The 16,815-nt window shown below is 66.9% G+C and carries 18 protein-coding genes and 3 tRNA genes; 19 read left to right on the top strand and 2 right to left on the bottom strand.

The window, feature by feature from the left end; genetic code table 11:
• The first annotated feature begins 21 nt into the window (after window positions 1–21).
• From gspG to ACSX1D_RS13365, 11 genes are all read left to right on the top strand, one after another.
• A complete protein-coding gene (gene gspG / locus ACSX1D_RS13415; protein ID WP_439862322.1) occupies window positions 22–408 on the top strand; it encodes a type II secretion system major pseudopilin GspG in 387 nt (128 codons plus the stop codon).
• 17 nt (window positions 409–425) lie between these two features.
• Complete coding sequence (gene gspH, locus ACSX1D_RS13410; protein ID WP_439858974.1) at window positions 426–998, top strand: type II secretion system minor pseudopilin GspH; 573 nt, start codon at window positions 426–428, stop codon at window positions 996–998.
• Window positions 995–1,384, top strand: coding sequence for a type II secretion system minor pseudopilin GspI (gene gspI / locus ACSX1D_RS13405; RefSeq protein ID WP_439858973.1), 390 nt, complete (start codon window positions 995–997; stop codon window positions 1,382–1,384). Before gspH ends, gspI begins: the two co-directional genes overlap by 4 nt.
• Window positions 1,381–2,070, top strand: a complete 690-nt coding sequence (gspJ, locus tag ACSX1D_RS13400) for a type II secretion system minor pseudopilin GspJ (RefSeq protein ID WP_439858972.1) — start codon at window positions 1,381–1,383, stop codon at window positions 2,068–2,070. Before gspI ends, gspJ begins: the two co-directional genes overlap by 4 nt.
• Window positions 2,067–3,032, top strand: a complete 966-nt coding sequence (gene gspK / locus ACSX1D_RS13395) for a type II secretion system minor pseudopilin GspK (RefSeq protein WP_439858971.1) — start codon at window positions 2,067–2,069, stop codon at window positions 3,030–3,032. Before gspJ ends, gspK begins: the two co-directional genes overlap by 4 nt.
• Entirely contained in the window at window positions 3,029–4,165 is a 1,137-nt protein-coding gene (gene gspL, locus ACSX1D_RS13390) for a type II secretion system protein GspL (protein ID WP_439858970.1), read from the top strand. The genes gspK and gspL overlap by 4 nt, the downstream gene beginning before the upstream one ends.
• A 2-nt stretch (window positions 4,166–4,167) precedes the next feature.
• Window positions 4,168–4,692 carry a type II secretion system protein M gene (locus tag ACSX1D_RS13385; protein WP_439858969.1) on the top strand — a complete coding sequence of 175 codons (525 nt, stop codon included), beginning with the start codon at window positions 4,168–4,170 and terminating at the stop codon, window positions 4,690–4,692.
• A gap of 123 nt (window positions 4,693–4,815) precedes the next feature.
• Window positions 4,816–4,891 (top strand) — tRNA-Val (locus tag ACSX1D_RS13380).
• A 36-nt stretch (window positions 4,892–4,927) separates the two neighbouring features.
• Window positions 4,928–5,004, top strand: a tRNA-Asp gene (locus tag ACSX1D_RS13375).
• Window positions 5,005–5,105: 101 nt separating this feature from the next.
• Window positions 5,106–5,182 (top strand) — tRNA-Asp (locus ACSX1D_RS13370).
• A gap of 94 nt (window positions 5,183–5,276) precedes the next feature.
• Window positions 5,277–5,420 carry a hypothetical protein gene (locus tag ACSX1D_RS13365; protein WP_439858968.1) on the top strand — a complete coding sequence of 48 codons (144 nt, stop codon included), beginning with the start codon at window positions 5,277–5,279 and terminating at the stop codon, window positions 5,418–5,420.
• A gap of 7 nt (window positions 5,421–5,427) precedes the next feature.
• On the opposite strand, the gene ACSX1D_RS13360 is transcribed toward ACSX1D_RS13365, so the two are convergent.
• Window positions 5,428–6,465 (bottom strand): AraC family transcriptional regulator, encoded by a 1,038-nt coding sequence (locus ACSX1D_RS13360; RefSeq protein WP_439862321.1) that lies wholly within the window; start codon window positions 6,463–6,465, stop codon window positions 5,428–5,430.
• Window positions 6,466–6,701: 236 nt separating this feature from the next.
• Between ACSX1D_RS13360 and ACSX1D_RS13355 the strand changes: the two genes are divergently transcribed.
• From ACSX1D_RS13355 to ACSX1D_RS13335, 5 genes are all read left to right on the top strand, one after another.
• Window positions 6,702–8,735: an FAD-dependent oxidoreductase gene (locus tag ACSX1D_RS13355; protein WP_439858967.1), complete on the top strand. Its 2,034-nt coding sequence runs from the start codon at window positions 6,702–6,704 to the stop codon at window positions 8,733–8,735.
• A 71-nt stretch (window positions 8,736–8,806) separates the two neighbouring features.
• Window positions 8,807–9,235: a nuclear transport factor 2 family protein gene (locus tag ACSX1D_RS13350; RefSeq protein ID WP_439858966.1), complete on the top strand. Its 429-nt coding sequence runs from the start codon at window positions 8,807–8,809 to the stop codon at window positions 9,233–9,235.
• A 214-nt stretch (window positions 9,236–9,449) separates the two neighbouring features.
• A complete protein-coding gene (locus ACSX1D_RS13345; protein WP_439858965.1) occupies window positions 9,450–10,820 on the top strand; it encodes a chromosome partitioning protein ParA in 1,371 nt (456 codons plus the stop codon).
• A 3-nt stretch (window positions 10,821–10,823) separates the two neighbouring features.
• Window positions 10,824–11,804 carry a 1-aminocyclopropane-1-carboxylate deaminase/D-cysteine desulfhydrase gene (locus tag ACSX1D_RS13340; RefSeq protein ID WP_439858964.1) on the top strand — a complete coding sequence of 327 codons (981 nt, stop codon included), beginning with the start codon at window positions 10,824–10,826 and terminating at the stop codon, window positions 11,802–11,804.
• Window positions 11,805–11,822: 18 nt separating this feature from the next.
• The gene (locus ACSX1D_RS13335) at window positions 11,823–12,932 is read left to right on the top strand and encodes a cyclic nucleotide-binding domain-containing protein (RefSeq protein WP_439858963.1); all 1,110 of its coding nucleotides are present in this window, start codon (window positions 11,823–11,825) and stop codon (window positions 12,930–12,932) included.
• Between the two features lie 69 nt (window positions 12,933–13,001).
• On the opposite strand, the gene ACSX1D_RS13330 is transcribed toward ACSX1D_RS13335, so the two are convergent.
• Window positions 13,002–13,961, bottom strand: a complete 960-nt coding sequence (locus ACSX1D_RS13330; RefSeq protein ID WP_439858962.1) for a DUF1853 family protein — start codon at window positions 13,959–13,961, stop codon at window positions 13,002–13,004.
• Between the two features lie 104 nt (window positions 13,962–14,065).
• Here ACSX1D_RS13330 and ACSX1D_RS13325 point away from each other — a divergent pair, with 104 nt between their 5' ends.
• The 3 genes from ACSX1D_RS13325 to ACSX1D_RS13315 are packed head-to-tail and all read left to right on the top strand — an operon-like array spanning window position 14,066 to window position 16,785.
• Window positions 14,066–14,956, top strand: a complete 891-nt coding sequence (locus tag ACSX1D_RS13325) for an NAD(+) kinase (RefSeq protein WP_439858961.1) — start codon at window positions 14,066–14,068, stop codon at window positions 14,954–14,956.
• Window positions 14,957–15,931 carry a metallophosphoesterase gene (locus ACSX1D_RS13320; RefSeq protein ID WP_439858960.1) on the top strand — a complete coding sequence of 325 codons (975 nt, stop codon included), beginning with the start codon at window positions 14,957–14,959 and terminating at the stop codon, window positions 15,929–15,931. It begins immediately after the preceding gene.
• Window positions 15,928–16,785 carry a rhomboid family intramembrane serine protease gene (locus ACSX1D_RS13315; RefSeq protein WP_439858959.1) on the top strand — a complete coding sequence of 286 codons (858 nt, stop codon included), beginning with the start codon at window positions 15,928–15,930 and terminating at the stop codon, window positions 16,783–16,785. The genes ACSX1D_RS13320 and ACSX1D_RS13315 overlap by 4 nt, the downstream gene beginning before the upstream one ends.
• The last annotated feature ends 30 nt before the right edge of the window (window positions 16,786–16,815 follow it).

The following is a 16,815-nucleotide window of genomic DNA, read 5'->3' as shown; positions in this document are numbered from 1 at the left end:
GGTTTTACGCTGATCGAAATCATGGTGGTGGTGGTGATCCTCGGGATTCTCGCCGCCCTGGTGGTGCCGCAGGTGATGAGTCGGCCGGATCAGGCCAAAGTCACCGCGGCGCAGAACGATATCCGCGCCATCAGCGCCGCCCTGGACATGTACAAGCTGGACAACCACAGCTACCCGAGCACCCAGCAGGGGCTCGAGGCCCTGGTGCAGAAGCCTTCCGGCAATCCGCCGGCGAAGAACTGGAACAAGGACGGCTACCTCAAGCGTCTGCCGGTCGACCCCTGGGGCAATGTCTATCAATACCTGGCGCCGGGCACCAAGGGCGCTTTCGATCTCTATTCGCTCGGGCGCGATGGCAAGCAGGGCGGCAGCGACCTGGATGCCGACATCGGTAGCTGGGACCTTTGATGAGGCGTTGCTGAGCCATGCCGGCCGGCCGCGTTGCGGTGACTCTCGGCGCTGCCTGGCGCGGCCCGGCACGTGGCTTCACCCTGGTCGAGTTGCTGGTGGTGCTGGTGATCCTCGGAGTGCTGATCGGTCTGGCGGTGCTCAGTACCGGTATCACTGGACCTGCGCGGGAACTGCGGGATGAAGCCGAGCGGCTGGCCGGCCTGATCGGCGTCTTGGCGGAGGAGGCCGTGCTGGATAACCGCGAGTACGGTGTCTACCTGAGCCCTGGTGCCTACCAGGTGTTGCGTTACGATGCGGCCTCGCGCCGTTGGCAGGCATTGCAGGAGCGGCCCCATCATCTGCCGCCCTGGGCCGAGCTGAGCGTCGAGCTGGAGGGCGAGGCGTTACAGTTGCCGCGGCCTGGCGGCGAGCAGGAGCGCAAGAGCGCTCTGGTCCCACAGCTGCTGATTCTCTCCAGTGGCGAGCTCAGTCCGTTTCGCCTGCAGGTGCGTGAGCGCCGCCGGGACGGCATGCGCCTGTGGCTGTCGAGTGACGGCTTTCAGTTGCCCCGGGTCGAGCCGGATGCGGCCAAGGGGCGTTCCGGATGAGACGCGAGGCCGGTTTCACCCTGCTCGAGGTGCTGGTCGCCCTGGCCATCTTCGCCTTGGTTGCCGCCAGCGTGCTGAGCGCCAGCAGCCGCAGCCTGCAGACGGCTGCGCGGCTGGAAGACAAGACCCTGGCGATGTGGGTCGCCGACAACCGCCTGACCGAGTTGCAGCTGGCCGATGGGGCGGTTGCGGACGGGCGCGATGGGGGCGAGGTAACCTTCGCCGGCCGCCGTTGGCAGTGGCAGAGCGAGATCCAGCAGACCCGCGAGCCAAGTATGCGCCGGGTCACCCTGTGGGTGGCGCCGCGCGCCGAGCGGGGGGCGAGCGGCGACCTGCAAGAGCGTGCGCTGGTCAGCCTCAGTGGTTTTATCGGAGCGCCGCGATGAGGCGGCAGCGTGGTTTCACCCTGCTCGAACTGCTGATCGCCATTGCGATATTCGCCGTGCTCGCGCTCGGCACCTACCGCATGCTCGACAGTGTGCTGCGCACCGATAGCGTCACCCGCAGTCACGAACTGCAGTTGCGTGAGCTGGTCCGGGCCATGGCCGCGTTCGAGCGTGACCTGCTTCAGGTCGTCGCGCGGCCGGTGCGCGACCCGTTCGGCGACGTGCGTCCGGCGCTGCTCGGCGAAGAGGTTGGCGGGGTGGCGGTGGAACTGAGCCGGGCCGGCTGGCGCAATCCATTGGGACGTGCGCGCTCAGGCGTGCAGCGGGTGCGCTGGCAATTGAGTGGCGAGCAGTGGCAGCGGCGCTACTGGAATGTGCTGGACCAGGCCCAGGACAGCCAGCCCCAGGTGCAGCAGGCGCTGCAAGGCGTGACCCGCCTGCAGCTGCGTTATCTGGATGGTTCCGGAAGCTGGCATGACAGCTGGCCGCCGCCTGGCGGCCGGGGCGATGAGGCCCTGGTGGCGCTGCCACGGGCCCTCGAACTGGTGCTCGAGCATCGTCGCTACGGCGAGCTGCGGCGTCTGCTGCGCCTACCGGACCTGCCGCCGCAGCGCCAGCAGGCGCCGGCTGGCGAGGGCGAGCAAGCTGGTGACGTGCTCGAACCGCAGCGGGAGCCTGAACAATGAGGGCCGAGCGCGGCGTGGCGCTGATCACCGTACTGCTGGTGGTGGCGGTGGTGACGGTGGTCTGTGCCGGCCTGATCGCCCGCCAGCAACTGGCCATTCGCAGCAGCGCCAATCAGTTGCACGTGCGCCAGGCCTGGCATTACGCCCTGGGTGGCGAGACCCTGGCCCAGGCGATGTTGCGCCGTGACCTGCAGCAGGGCAATCCGCGGGCGCCGGTGGATCACCTCGGTGAAGCCTGGGCCCGGCCCCTGGCGCCCTTCGCCCTGGACGAGGGCGGCGAGTTGCAGGTGAGCATCGTCGATCCGACCGGGCGTTTCAACCTCAACAGCCTGCTGCGCAAGGGGCAACCGAACGAGGCGGCGGTGGCGCAGTTTCGCCGCCTGCTGCGCGGTCTGCAGATCGACAAGCCCTACGCCGAGCGCCTGCTCGACTGGCTGGACGCCGATCAGGAGCCGAGCGGTGGCTACGGCGCCGAGGACAATCAGTACCTGTTGGCCCAACCGGCCTATCGTGCGGCCAATCGCGCCCTCAGCGATGTCTCTGAACTGCGCCTGCTTCTGGAAATGAGCGAAGCCGACTACCAGCGCCTGCTGCCCTTCGTCAGCGCCTTGCCGACGGACGCCACGCTGAACGTCAACACCGCCAGTGCGCAGGTGCTGGCGAGCCTGGCCGACGGCCTGCCGCTGGCCACCGCCGAGGGCTTGGTGGCGTCCCGCGGCGCCCAGGGTTACGCCGATGTGGCGAGTTTTGTCGCCCAGCTACCGGGTTTGCAGGTGCAGAGCCAGGGCCTGGCGGTGGGTAGTCAATACTTTCAGGTGGTCAGTGAAGTCAGCGTGGGGGATCGTCGTCAGGTGCTGCGCAGCACCCTGCAGCGCGCCAGCGATGGTCGAATCTATGTGTTAGCCCGTGATCTGGGGCAGGGCGCCGTGGTGCCAGTGCCCGTCGAGGAAGTCGAGCCATGAGTCAGACGTATGTGTTTTTACCACCAGCGGCCTGTGCCGAGGCCGACCCCGAGCTGGTGGTGCAGCGGGTCCATGGGGAACGCCGCGAGCCGATGCCGTTCGCCCGGACGATGGCCGCGAAGGACGAATCCTGGATTCTGGTACTGCCGGTCGAGGCGGTGACCGCCTGCGCCGTACAGCTGCCGACCCAGAAGGCCCGCTGGCTGCGCCAGGCCCTGCCGTTTGCGGTCGAGGAGCTGCTGGCCGAGGACGTCGAGCAGTTTCACCTGGCGTTGGGCGAGCCGCTGGCCGATGGACGTCACCGGGTATTCGCGGTGCGCCGCCGCTGGCTGGCGGACTGGCTGGCACTGTGCAAGACGCCGCCGCAGGCGATTGCCGTGGATGCGGATCTGCTGCCACGCGAGGGCACCCAGCTGCTGCCGTTGGGCGAGCGCTGTCTGGTCGGTGGAGTGGAGGTCGCGCGCCTGGCGCTCAACGCCGAGGACTGGCCGACATTGGCGCCCCTGTGTCCGCGACCGCACGTCGCCTATCGCGTGCCCAGGCAGCCGGAACTGGAGTCCGCGGACCAGTGTCCTGAGGTGAGAGACCCCTATGTCTGGTTGGCGCGACAGGCGGTCGTCAGCAACCTTGCCCAGGGCGAATTTGCCCCTGCCGGGCCAGCTGGGCGGTGGCAGCGATGCTGGCCATTGCTGGGGTTGGTCGGCCTGTGGCTGGTGCTGCAATGGGGCTTCAATCTGGCCCAGGGCTGGCACCTGCAGAAGCAGGCCGACAGCTATGCCGAGGCTAGCGAGGCGTTGTATCGCGAACTGTTCCCGGAAGATCGCAAGCTGATCGATCTGCGTGCGCAGCTGGACCAGCATCTGGCCGAGGGGGGCGCCAGCGCTCAGGGGCGCCTGCTTGGGATGCTGGCTCAGGTGAACCAGGCGATAACGGTCGAAGGTGCGCGGGTCGAGGTGCGGCAACTGGATTTCAGCGACAGTCGCGGAGACCTGGCTCTGCAGGTCCAGGCGCCGGGTTTCAACGAACTGGAGCGGCTGCGCGAGCGCCTGCTGGAGGCGGGGCTGGCCGTTCAGCTGGGCTCGGCCAGTCGTGAAGAGCAAGGCGTGAGCGCACGCCTGGTGATCGAGGGATGAGCATGAGCAATCTGAGTGATCTGACGCATCCGTTCGTCGCGCAGCTGGAGGGCTCCGCATTGGCTCAACGCTGGCGTGCCCTGGCAGCGCGCGAGCGCCTGGCGCTCGGGGGGCTGACGCTGTTTCTGCTGCTGGTGCTGCTCTATCTGCTGTTCTGGCGACCGGTTCAGCAGGATCTGGCGGCGGCCCGCACAGCCTACGAGCAACAGCGTGCGTTGTATGCCTACCTGCAAGCACAGGCCCCCTTGGCTCGCAGTCTGGCCAGTACGCCCCAAGCCAGCCTCGATCCGGCCAGGCTGCAAGGAGTGGTCACCGCCAGCGCCGCCGAGCAAGGCCTGACCGTGGAGCGCCTGAACAGCGAAAGTGACGGCTCGCTGGAGGTCAGCCTGCAGGCGGCGCCCTTCGCCCAGCTGCTGCGTTGGTTCGTCGTTCTGGAGCGCCAGGGGGTGCGGATTGCCGAGGCGGGCCTTGATCGCAGCGAAGACAATCGGGTGGCGGCGCGCCTGAGCCTGCGGGTGGCATTTTGAGTTGTCCGGCGGCCGGCTGTAGTCCCGGTCGATGTGGCAATTTCCCTTTTCGTAAGAAAAACTTCAAACAGAGCCTTGACTTAGCTCAGGCCCTTGCGTAAATTTCGCGCCTCGCAACGAGATGGGTGATTAGCTCAGCTGGGAGAGCATCTGCCTTACAAGCAGAGGGTCGGCGGTTCGATCCCGTCATCACCCACCACTTTTTGTGAATTCGGGCGTTATGCCCGGCCGACGCGCAGCGGTAGTTCAGTCGGTTAGAATACCGGCCTGTCACGCCGGGGGTCGCGGGTTCGAGTCCCGTCCGCTGCGCCATATTTTCCATTTCGGGTTCGCTCGAGATGAGGCAGGAAGAGCCGAACGGCTGTTCTTGCCAGACGAAGAAAGAGTTCCACGGACGCAAGTCCAACCGACGCGCAGCGGTAGTTCAGTCGGTTAGAATACCGGCCTGTCACGCCGGGGGTCGCGGGTTCGAGTCCCGTCCGCTGCGCCATATACGAAACCCTCAGGTAGAAATACCTGAGGGTTTTTTATTGCCTGCGAATTATTGTCATCACCCGGTCATCCGCGCCGCATAGGCTGGCCCGGTGCGATCTCGGCTCATCCTGGCCGGTCGCACCTTTCCGGCCAGTGAGGATTATTCGATGGACGACTACCTGGAAGAACTGCTCGAGCTGCGTGCCTGCGAGCAGGATGCCGAGGAGCCAGTGGAAGATGCCACCGAGCTTTGAGCTCGCTTCAGGGGCCCCTGCGCTGGGTGCGGCGAAATTCGCCAGGTGTCTGCTGGTTCCAGCGCTTGAAGGCCCGTTGGAAGGCCTCCGCTGAGGCGAAGCCGAGCAGGTAGGCAATCTCGCCGAAGGCCAGCTCGGTGTCGCGGATATAGGTCATGGCCAGGTCGCGACGGGTCTCGTTGAGGATGGTGCGATACTGCGTGCCTTCCTCGGCCAGCCGACGCCTCAGGGTCCAGCTCGGCAGCTGCAGGCGGGCGGCGACTTCCTGCAGGTCCGGCTCGCGTCCATGCAGCAGCGGTCCGAGCAATTGAATGATGCGCTCGCGCAAGCTGCGGGTGCGGGTCAGCTGTTCCAACTCCCTTTCACAGATTTCCACCAGATGGCGCCAGGTGCTCGGGCAGTGCTCGGGGTTGTGCAGATTGAGCGCGGCGTGGCCCAGGCGCAGCTGGTTGTGCTCGGCGCCGAAGTGCACCGGAGCGGCGAACCACTCGGCGTATTCCTCGCTGTAATCGGGAGGGGGGAATTCGATCTGAACCTGCTCTATCGGCAGGGGTTGTCGTGCCAGGTCGCCCAGCTGTTGCGTCCAGCTGGCCAGTACCGAGTCGACCACGAAGCGGTTGTAGGCGTTGTACGGACTGATCGAGTAGAAGCGCAGCCAGGCGCCCTGGGGGTCTTCGTGCAGGCTGGACTGGCCGCGGTAGTTGGCGGCGTACAGCGGTTCGAAACGGGCCAGGCTGCGGGCGGCTTCGCGTACCGTCGGCGCCTGGGCGGCCGTGACGCCGGCCAGGCCGGCCAGGCTCATGCGGCTGGCGCGGCCCATGCGCAGGCCCAGGCCAGGGTCGCCGGTCAACTGGATTGCCGCGTGGCCCAGGCGCATGTAGCGGGGAATCGACAGGCGGGCCCTGGGCTCGGCCAGGCGCGCCGCATCGAGCCCGTAGCTATCCAGCAGGGGTTGGGGGTCGTGACCGTGCCGGCGTACGGCGTCGGCCAGGCTATGGACGAAGCCGACCGACAGGTCGCCCAGTCTGACTCGAGGGTTTTTCATCGTCATGGCGGGTTCGGCTCCGTAATCTTCGAGGGGGAGGGCTGAGCGGGTGTGGGGCGCCGTGGCGGGGATGGTTACTGGGTGTCGTGAAGTTCGCTGTTAGTTTAGATCATTAACCTGTGATTTTAGGTCATTGATGTGTGTGCCCATGGCCATTATCGTCTAGTCCATACCGACCGTGACCCAGTGAGGCCGCGGCGCTCCGTGAACTGCAAAGCCCCGATGTGGAGAACTCCATGACCGCTCACTACCCGAACCTGCTCGCGCCCCTGGACCTGGGCTTCACCACCCTGAAGAACCGCACCCTGATGGGCTCGATGCACACCGGCCTGGAAGAAAAGCCCAATGGCTTCGCGCGCATGGCCGCCTATTTCGCCGAGCGGGCGCGCGGCGGTGTCGGTCTGATGGTCACCGGCGGGTTCGGCCCGAACGAAGAGGGCGGCGTGTATGCCGGCGCCGCCAAGCTGAGCACGGCGGAAGAGGCCGAGAAGCATCAGGTGGTGACCCAGGCGGTGCACGAGGCCGGTGGCAAGATCTGCCTGCAGATCCTGCATGCCGGGCGCTATGCCTACAGCCCGAAGCTGGTGGCGCCGAGCGCCATCCAGGCGCCGATCAACCCGTTCAAGCCGAAGGAGCTGGACGAGGAGGGCATCGAGAAGCAGATCCAGGATTTCGTCAACTGCGCCAGCCTGGCTCAGAGCGCCGGTTACGACGGCGTCGAGGTCATGGGTTCGGAAGGTTACTTCATCAACCAGTTCCTGGTTGCCCACACCAACCACCGCACCGACCGCTGGGGGGGCAGCTACGAGAACCGCATGCGCCTGCCAGTGGAAATCGTGCGTCGGGTACGCGAGGCGGTAGGGCCGAACTTCATCATCATCTATCGCCTGTCGATGCTCGATCTGGTCGAAGGCGGCAGCAACTGGGAGGAGATCGTCACCCTGGCCAAGGCCATCGAGCAGGCCGGTGCGACCCTGATCAACACCGGTATCGGCTGGCACGAGGCGCGCATCCCGACCATCGCCACCAAGGTGCCGCGCGCGGCCTTCACGAAGGTCACCGCCAAGCTGCGTGGCGAGATCCAGATTCCGCTGATCACCACCAACCGCATCAATACTCCGGAAGTGGCCGAGCAGGTGCTGGCCGAGGGCGATGCCGACATGGTTTCCATGGCCCGCCCGTTCCTCGCCGACCCGGACTTCGTCAACAAGGCCGCCGAAGGTCGCAGCGACGAGATCAACACCTGCATAGGCTGCAACCAGGCCTGCCTGGATCACACCTTCAGCGGCAAGCTGACCAGCTGCCTGGTCAACCCGCGGGCCTGTCACGAGACCGAGCTGAACTACATTCCGACCACTCAGGTGAAGAAGATCGCCGTGGTCGGCGCCGGCCCGGCCGGCCTGGCCGCGTCGACCGTAGCGGCCGAGCGTGGCCATAGCGTGACCCTGTTCGATTCGGCCAGCGAGATCGGTGGCCAGTTCAACGTGGCCAAGCGCGTGCCGGGCAAGGAAGAGTTCTTCGAGACCCTGCGCTACTTCAAGCGCAAGCTGGAAACCACCGGGGTCGAACTGCGCCTGAATACTCGCGTCAGTGCCGAAGAGCTGGCCCGGGGCGGGTTCGACGAGGTGATCCTGGCCACCGGTATCGCCCCGCGCACGCCGGAGATCCCGGGCGTTGAGCATCCGATGGTGATGGGTTACCTGGACGCCGTCCTCGAGCGCAAGCCGGTCGGGCAGCGCGTGGCGGTGATTGGTGCCGGCGGCATCGGCTTCGACGTGTCCGAGTTCATCACCCATCAGGGCGAGGCCAGCAGCCTGAGCCGCGAGGCGTTCTGGAAAGAGTGGGGCATCGACGCCCAGCTGGAGGCGCGCGGCGGTGTCGCCGGTGTGCAGGCCGCGCCCCATGCGCCGGCGCGCGAGGTGTTCCTGCTGCAGCGCAAGAAGTCCAAGGTCGGCGACGGCCTGGGCAAGACCACCGGCTGGATCCACCGCACCGGGCTGAAGAACAAGCAGGTGCAGATGCTCAACAGCGTCGAGTACCTGAATATCGACGACGCCGGCCTGCATATCCGCGTCGCCGGGGGCGAACCGCAGGTACTGCCGGTCGATACGGTCATCGTCTGCGCCGGCCAGGACCCGTTGCGCGAACTGCACGACGGTCTGATCGCCGCCGGACAGAGCGTGCACCTGATCGGTGGTGCCGACGTGGCTGCAGAGCTGGATGCCAAGCGCGCGATCAACCAGGGCTCGCGCCTCGCGGCCGAGCTGTAAGCTGCCCCACGCCCACGCCCTTGCGGGTGGGGGCGATGGTTTCACGGTCATAACAATACGAGGTGCCGTGCATGTCTGTCCTATCTCTGCAGCCCCAGGCGGCCGCCACGCTGGCGCAGTGGCATGGTCTGATGCGGAACAATGATCTGAGCCCATTGCCTGAGCTCTTGCATGCGCAGGCGGTGTTCCGCTCGCCCATGGCGCACAAACCCTATGTCGGGGCGCCCATGGTTTCGCTGATCCTCAATACGGTCAGCAAGGTGTTCGCCGAGTTTGTCTACCATCGTGAACTGGCTTCGGTCGATGGGCTCAGCGTGGTGCTAGAGTTCAGCGCCAAGGTGGGTGAGCGTGAGCTCAAGGGCATCGATATGATTCGCTTCGACGAAACAGGCAAGATTGTCGAGTTCGAGGTGATGATTCGCCCGCTCAGTGGCTTGCAGGCACTTGGCGAGGAAATGGGGCGGCGTCTGGCGCCCTATCTGTCCGGAGCCCAGCGCTAATCGTTGCACCAAACCCATCACACTTTCACCCTGTCGCAGGTCTTGTCAGGCCGGCCGGCGGGGTCACTGCCAACCCAGTCACATTGCTGGCGTTGGGTTTTCCCCTAGACTTTCCTCAACAACGGGATAGCACCTGGACCCAGGATTTTTCTGGCTGTCAGGAACATTGCCCGCTCGAGCGGATCCCACCTTGTTTTGGGCTAGAGGGAAACCGATGAGCATGCAGAAAAGACCGCAGATGGTTGAGGCCGTGATGTTCTTCAGGGAGCGTGGCGGCGTCTGCAAGCAGATGCTCTTTCCTGAGTTCGAGGCCCTGCTCGATGGCGTGGTCAACATGCCGGAGTTTGCCGATCAGCAGCTACGGGTCGCCTATGTGGTGATCAATCCGCGCCTGCTGATCAAGTCCGCGGTGTTCTTCTATCTGGATTTCGACGAGCAGGGCGCACCGGACCGGGGCTGGAACATTCCGTTGCAGCACCTCGCCGAACGCGCCGGTCGCGGTCCCGACCTGGGCGCCGGGCCGATTCGTCTGGCCTGTCGCAGTCAGTGTCCGGTGTCCTGGCATCAGATGCACCTGTGGGACCCGAGCCTGTCGCCTGGGCAGAATGACCTGCTGCTGTTGCGCGATGCCGTCAAACGCAACAGCCTGGGCCTGCTGGTCGAGGACGATAGCCCCCAGGCGCTGGCGCCCGAGCGCCTGCAGATGGCCTCCGAAGATCAGTGGTACGCGAGCGAGAAGGGCCAGGAGGCCACGGCGCGGCTCTCGGAGAAGCTGGATCAGGAGCACCGCCTGAAAACCGCGCAGCTGATCAAGCAGCAGCGCCTGCGCATCGCCAGCCTCAGCCAGCAGCGCGAAGAAGAACTGGCCAAGTTGAAGCTGGCCGGCGAGGAGCAGAACAGGACACTGCTGGCGCAGATCCACGGCCTGGATCAGGCGCTGCGCCAGCAGAAAGCCCTGAACGCCGACCTCAAGAAGCAACTGGCCGCCCAGGCGGCCGATTTCCAGGCCAGCCGCGAGGAAATGGCCGAGCAGTTGCGCAGCCTGGAGCACCATGGCCGTGCCGAGAGCGACGTTCTGCGCAGCCAGTTCGAGGGCGAGTTGCAGGCCAAGATCGCCGCGGCGGTAGTCGAGTACAAGGAGCAGATCGCCATTCGCAATGTCGAACTGGCCTATCGCAACGAGGAGGAGGCGCGGCTGCAGGAGGAGCTCGCGCGGCTCAGGCAAGAGCGCGACGAACTGGCCAGCCAGGGCGGTGAGCAGATCCTCGAGCGCCTGGCCAAGCTCGGCGTGGTCTTCGTGGTGTACCATCCCGGCGCCGGACACCTGACCATCCCCTTGCAGGATATCGCCCGTTACCAGGACAACCCGATGGCCTACGCCGCGGCCAAATGCTTCGTCTCCGAAACCCAGTATCGCCAGTGGCTGGCGCACTTCCAGCAGCCAAGCTGCGAGGCCGTGCTGCCCAGCGGTGAACGCTGCGCCATTCCCATCGATCGGATCGACAGCCCCGGCCGCTTCACCCCCGGCGACTCCAACTGCTGCGCGCGGCACAAGGCCAGCAGCCGCCTGCGCACCGTCGGTTGACCCTTGGCTCTGACCTTTGCGGACTGGGCGCCGAACGCGCCGCTCGAGCGCTTGCGGCTGGATTGGCTGGCGGCGGCCGGCATCGAGGTGGCGGTGCTGCGCCTGGACCTGATCGATCCGCTGATCAGCGGCAACAAGTGGTTCAAGCTCGCCCCGCACCTGCGCGCCGCCGCGGTCGCCGGAGCCGAGGGGCTGATCAGCCTCGGCGGCGCGCATTCCAATCATCTGCATGCCCTGGCCGCAGCCGGGCATAGATTCGGCTTCCCCACGGTCGGCCTGCTGCGCGGCCTGGAGCAGGAGACGCCAACGGTGCGTGACCTGCAGGCTTTTGGCATGCGCCTGCATTGGCTGGGCTATGGCGGCTATCGCGCCCGGCACCACGCGAGCTTCTGGACGCCCTGGCGCCAACGCTACCCGGAACTGCACCCGCTGCCGGAAGGCGGCGGCGGCCTGACCGGCGCCCTGGGCTGTGCGCCTCTGTCGGCAATGGTCCGCGAGCAGCTGGCCGGCCTCGGCTGGACGGACTACGACGGCTGGTGGTTGGCGGCCGGCACGGGCACCACCCTGGCGGGGCTGGTGCTGGCCGAGGCGGGCGCCCATCCGGTCTATGGCGCCCTGGCGGTGCCGGCCAACCATGGGGTTGCCGAGCAGGTGCAGGCGATTCTGCGTGAGGCGCGGGTGGCGGATGGCGGCTACCGGCTGCTGGATGCCTGCCGTGGCGGTTTCGCCAAGGTCGATGGGCAATTGCTTGAGTTCATCCACCGCAGCGAGGTGGGCAGCGGTGTGCCGCTCGAGCCGCTCTATACCGCCAAGGCATTAATGGCATTGCGCCAGTGGGTTGAGGCCGGTTACTTTGCCCGCAGCACTCGTCTGCTGTTCGTGCATACCGGCGGCTTGCAGGGGCGCAGGGCGGGACTGCTCGATCAGGTTGTAGAGCGCCGTTTATCCCCGTTGGTGCCGCCGCGCGGCGCCTGCGCGTCATGAGATATGGAGCCTGATTCCATGAGTGAAGCCCTGACCCCGGAGCGCCTGCGCAGTCTGACGCCGCTCAATGTGCTGTCCGAGCAGCAGTGGCGTGAGCTGCGCAAGCAGCTGGTGCCGCAACCCGTGCTGGCCGGCCAGTTGCTGTTTCGGCGCGGCGATCAGGCGCGGCTGACCTACTTTCTGCTGGCCGGCGAGCTGCTGCTGGAGAGCGCCGACGGCCGCCAGCAGCGTCTGGTCGCCGGCTCCGAGGCCAGCTGCCACCCGTTGGCGCCCAGTCTGCCGCGCCTGCAGGATGCGCGGGCGCTGACCGATGCCAGCGTGCTGGTGCTGGACAGTGCCACGCTCAACCGCCTGGTGACCTGGCGCCTGGCCTACCAGGACCTGCTGCTCGATCTCGGCCAGCAGCACGAGGACCTGGAGTGGCTGGAGCGCCTGCTCGACAACCCGCTGTTCACCAAGGTGCCGCCGGCCAATGTACGGGCCATGCTGGCGCGCCTGCAGAGCGTAGAGCTGGCGGCGGGCAGCACGGTGCTGCGCGAGGGCGAGGCCGGTGACTGTTGCTATTTCCTCAAGAGCGGCCGCGCCGAGGTGATTCGCGGGGCCGGCACCGAGCGCCAGGTGCTGGCCGAACTGGAGGTCGGCGCCTGCTTCGGCGAGGAGGCGCTGCTGGCCGATCGGTCGCGCAACGCCACGGTGACGGTCGTGCAGGATGCGGTGGTGCTGCGCCTGGCTCGCCAGGACTTCGTGGCCCTGCTCAAGGCACCGGTGGTCAACGAAGTCGGCCTCGGCGAAGCGGCTCGCTTGCTGGCTTCCGGGGCGCAATGGCTGGATGTGCGCCTGCAGGGCGAATACGAACGGGGCCACGCCGCCGAGGCCCTGCATATGCCGCTGCAGCTGCTGCGCCTGAAGGCGCGGCTGTTGGACAAGGCGCGCACCTACCTGTGTTATTGCGACAGCGGCAAGCGCAGTGGCAACGCCGTGTTCCTGCTGTCGCAGCTCGGCTTCAGCGGTTATTCCTTGCGCGATGGCCTGGATGCCTTGCCGGCCGTGCAGCGCGAAGGCCTGCTGTGCGAAAGCGGCGCCGGCTACCTGGTGCGTTCGGGTGGGCGCACCGAGCGTAGTCACTGAGGTCGGCTTTCCCGGCGCGCGGCTTGGCCCTGGCTCGCCGCCGCGACTCCGGACGCATGGCCTGCCGGGCTAGTTATCGGGCTGCTCATGCAGCTGCGCCGGCCACTCGTCACTGACCAGGAATATCCGCTCGGCCTCCTGCCAGGAGCCCTGGCTGCCAGCCTGTAGTCGTACCAGCAGTTGGGCGTTGGCCTGGGGCGTCAGTTCGGCGAACCAGGCCTGCAGCGCCTCGCTCGACCAGAGCTCGCTGGCCTCGAGCCGTGCCGGCGCCAGCCAGGCCGGGCGCGGCAGTGGTTGCCAGCGACCCTCGCCGCTCTGCGCGAGGAAGCGCGGCCAGTCGCGGCGATGCAGCCAGCGGCCTCTGAGGTGTTGCGGGTTGGCGCCCAGCGGGGCGTTGCAGCGCTGCGGCCAGGGGTAGAACAGGTAGCCGCCGATCCACAGCGCCGCCTCGGTTGCGGCCAGGTCCAGTTCTGCCAGGGCGGCGCGCGCCTCGCCGCGGGCGGACAGCGGCAGCTGGTGCTGGCTGAGGTGGTCGAGCTTGACGTCCAGGCGATCATGGCTGCCGGGGCCGAGCCAGTGGGCCGGCAGCTCGCCGCTGCGGTCTTCGGGGCCGAGGTAGAGCTTGACCGCCAGCTCCAGGTGGTGCTCGCCCTCCTCGTCGCGCAGCAGCAGGTCCAGTTCGCCGAGGGTATGGCCGTTCTGGCGGATCGGCAGGTTGGCCGCCAGCAATTCGATGCCGGGCGCGGCCTGCAGGGCGAATTGCCACAGGCGCTCGTAGTACAGGCCCAGGCGGCGTACCGAGCTCTGCGCCAGCCAGCCGGCCAGGGCGCCGCTGTCGCGATCGAGGCGCATCAGCCAGTCGGCCAGGGCGCCCGGCGCGCGGCGCCAGTGGCTGGCGCTGAGCGGGTGGCGCTGCGGCCAGGGGGTGCTGCTGAGCATCGGTGGCGACAGCAGCACCCAGGCCAGGTCGCGCACCATCGGCTGGTGCAATTGCTGGGGCAGGTCGGCAAGCGAGGGGAAAGGCGTCATGCTGCGAGCATAGCGCCTAATCTTTGACCAATGTGCGCGTTTGCCGCTGTTGGCGGCTTTCGCCCATAATCGGCCCCCTCTAGATCCAGAGCTGCGGGAGCACCATGGAGCAATTTCGCAATATCGGCATCATCGGTCGCCTCGGCAGCACCCAGGTGCTCGATACCATTCGCCGGCTCAAGCGCTTCCTGCTCGATCGCCACCTGCACGTGATCCTCGAGGACACCATCGCCGAGGTGCTGCCGGGTCATGGCCTGCAGACTTCCTCGCGCAAGATTCTCGGCGAGGTCTGCGACCTGGTGATCGTGGTCGGTGGCGACGGCAGCCTGCTCGGCGCCGCGCGGGCCTTGGCGCGGCACAAGGTGCCGGTGCTCGGGGTCAACCGCGGCAACCTGGGCTTTCTCACCGACATCCGCCCGGACGAGCTGGAGGTCAAGGTTTCCGAGGTGCTCGAGGGTAACTACCTGACCGAGAATCGCTTCCTGCTGGAGGCTGAAGTGCGCCGCCACGGCGAGGCGATCGGCCAGGGCGATGCGCTCAACGATGTGATCCTGCACCCGGGTAAGTCGACGCGGATGATCGAGTTCGAGCTGTATATCGATGGTCAGTTCGTCTGCAGCCAGAAGGCCGACGGCCTGATCGTCTCGACGCCCACCGGCTCGACCGCCTATGCGTTGTCCGCCGGCGGGCCGATCATGCACCCCAAGCTGGACGCCATCGTCATCGTGCCGATGTACCCGCACACCCTGTCCAGCCGGCCCATCGTGGTCGATGGCAACAGCGAGCTGAAGATCGTGGTGTCCAAGGACATGCAGATCTATCCGCAGGTTTCCTGCGATGGGCAGAACCACTTCACCTGCGCGCCGGGCGACACCATCACGGTGGGCAAGAAGCCGCAGAAGCTGTGCCTGATCCACCCGCTCGACCACAACTACTACGAGGTCTGCCGCACCAAGCTGGGCTGGGGCAGTCGCCTCGGTGGCGGAGGCAACTGAATGCAGCTGGATCCGACTCGTGGCTATGACCTGATCGGCGATATTCATGGCTGCGCCCAGACCCTCGAACGCCTGCTCGACACCCTCGGCTATCGGCCGCAGGGCGGTGTCTGGCGCCACCCCCGGCGGCAGGCGATCTTTCTCGGCGATCTGGTCGACCGCGGCCCGCGGATTCGCGAGGCGTTGCATCTGGTCCACGACATGGTCGTCGCCGGCCAGGCGCTATGCGTCATGGGCAATCACGAATACAACGCGCTGGCCTGGAGCACCGCGGCGCCGCCGGGCAGCGGTCGCCAGCATGTACGCGAGCACTCGCCGCGCCATGCGCGGCTGATCAAGGAAACCCTGGAGCAGTTCGAGGCCTATCCGGCGGAGTGGCGGCAGTTCCTCGGCTGGTTCTACGAGCTGCCGCTGTTCATCGATGCCGGGCACTTTCGCGTGGTGCATGCCTGCTGGGATGCCGAGCTGATCGCGCCGCTGCGCGCGCAGTTCGCCGACGGCCGCATCGACGAGCATTTCCTGCAGGCCTCGGCGGTACCCGGCAGTTTCGCCAACACCGCGTTCAATCGCCTGCTGCGCGGCACCGACATGCGCCTGCCCCATGGCCTGACCCTGACCAGCGACGACGGCTTTACCCGCGCGCACTTTCGCACCAAGTTCTGGGAAGAGGATCCGCAGACCTACGGCGACATCGTGTTCCAGCCCGATGCCCTGCCGGAACTGGCCGCGCAGACGCCGCTGAGTGAAATGCAGAAGACCGAGCTGCTGAAGTATGGCGCCGATCAGCCACTGCTGTTTGTCGGTCACTACTGGCGCAGCGGCAAGCCGGCGCCGATTCGCGCCAATCTGGCCTGCCTGGACTACAGCGCGGTGCTGTACGGCAAGCTGGTGGCCTACCGCCTGGATCAGGAGGCGCGGCTCGATCCGCGCAAGTTCGTCTGGGTCGAGGTGGCGCGGCCGGAGGCGCCACGGTGACTCCGGTAGAGGCCTTGCGCCTGCCCGCGCAGATCGACCTCGGCGCCTTTCTCGCCCTGCTGCTGCGCCTGCAGGTGCCGCACCGGGTGACCGAGGAAGCCGGCGAGCAGGTGCTCTGGGTGCCCGGCGAGCAGCTCGCCGAACAGGTCCGCGAGCTCTACGCGCGGTATCCCCAGGGCGACCCCGGGGCGCAGCTGCCCCCGACGGCAGCGCCCTCGGCCGGGGTGGTCCAGACCCTCAAGGGCAGTCCACTGACCGCCGCCATGCTCGGCCTGACGCTGTTGGTCGCGGCCCTGACCCTGCTCGGCGACAACTTCGCGGTCATTCGCTGGCTGAGCTTCGTCGACTTCCGCATCCAGGGCGATTACATCTATTTCAGCTACCTGCGCGAGACGCTGGACAGCGGCCAGTGGTGGCGCCTGCTGACGCCGATGCTGATCCACTTCGGCCTGCTGCACCTGGCGATGAACGCGCTGTGGTATTGGGTGCTGGGCCGGCGTGTCGAGGCGCGCCAGGGCCCCTGGATGCTTCTGGGGCTGAGCCTGGTGTTCGGCCTGGCCGCCAATCTCGCCCAGTACGCCTATGCCGGGCCCTCGCTGTTCGGTGGCCTGTCCGGGGTGCTCTACGGGCTGCTCGGCCACTGCTGGCTGTTCCAGCGCCTGGCGCCGAACGCCGAGTACCGCCTGCCGCCGGGCCTGCTGATGCTGATGCTCGGCTGGCTGCTGCTGTGCATGACCGGCATCTTCGAGCTGCTGCGTTTCGCCGCGATCGCCAATGCCGCCCATGTCGGTGGCCTGCTGGCCGGTTGCCTGACCGGACTGGCGGGTGGCGCACTGGCGCGCCAGCGTCGCTAGCAGGCTGGTAAACTGCCCCTTTGTTTCTGG

The organism is Pseudomonas sp. MBLB4136 (assembly GCF_051904765.1).
Taxonomy (GTDB): domain Bacteria; phylum Pseudomonadota; class Gammaproteobacteria; order Pseudomonadales; family Pseudomonadaceae; genus Aquipseudomonas.
The sequence above is the reverse complement of the archived record's forward strand: the minus strand, read 5'-3'. Positions and strand labels throughout refer to the sequence as shown.

Bases quoted from the DNA above. Each gene is read 5' to 3' on its own strand.
- ACSX1D_RS13335 (WP_439858963.1), top strand. From the start codon at position 11,823: ATGAGTGAAGCCCTGACCCCGGAGCGCCTGCGCAGTCTGACGCCGCTC.
- gspK (WP_439858971.1), top strand. From the start codon at position 2,067: ATGAGGGCCGAGCGCGGCGTGGCGCTGATCACCGTACTGCTGGTGGTG.
- gspH (WP_439858974.1), top strand. From the start codon at position 426: ATGCCGGCCGGCCGCGTTGCGGTGACTCTCGGCGCTGCCTGGCGCGGC.
- ACSX1D_RS13330 (WP_439858962.1), bottom strand. From the start codon at position 13,961: ATGACGCCTTTCCCCTCGCTTGCCGACCTGCCCCAGCAATTGCACCAG.
- ACSX1D_RS13345 (WP_439858965.1), top strand. From the start codon at position 9,450: ATGAGCATGCAGAAAAGACCGCAGATGGTTGAGGCCGTGATGTTCTTC.
- ACSX1D_RS13325 (WP_439858961.1), top strand. From the start codon at position 14,066: ATGGAGCAATTTCGCAATATCGGCATCATCGGTCGCCTCGGCAGCACC.
- ACSX1D_RS13350 (WP_439858966.1), top strand. From the start codon at position 8,807: ATGTCTGTCCTATCTCTGCAGCCCCAGGCGGCCGCCACGCTGGCGCAG.
- gspI (WP_439858973.1), top strand. From the start codon at position 995: ATGAGACGCGAGGCCGGTTTCACCCTGCTCGAGGTGCTGGTCGCCCTG.
- ACSX1D_RS13360 (WP_439862321.1), bottom strand. From the start codon at position 6,465: ATGAAAAACCCTCGAGTCAGACTGGGCGACCTGTCGGTCGGCTTCGTC.
- ACSX1D_RS13355 (WP_439858967.1), top strand. From the start codon at position 6,702: ATGACCGCTCACTACCCGAACCTGCTCGCGCCCCTGGACCTGGGCTTC.
- gspG (WP_439862322.1), top strand. From the start codon at position 22: ATGGTGGTGGTGGTGATCCTCGGGATTCTCGCCGCCCTGGTGGTGCCG.
- ACSX1D_RS13385 (WP_439858969.1), top strand. From the start codon at position 4,168: ATGAGCAATCTGAGTGATCTGACGCATCCGTTCGTCGCGCAGCTGGAG.
- gspJ (WP_439858972.1), top strand. From the start codon at position 1,381: ATGAGGCGGCAGCGTGGTTTCACCCTGCTCGAACTGCTGATCGCCATT.
- ACSX1D_RS13320 (WP_439858960.1), top strand. From the start codon at position 14,957: ATGCAGCTGGATCCGACTCGTGGCTATGACCTGATCGGCGATATTCAT.
- gspL (WP_439858970.1), top strand. From the start codon at position 3,029: ATGAGTCAGACGTATGTGTTTTTACCACCAGCGGCCTGTGCCGAGGCC.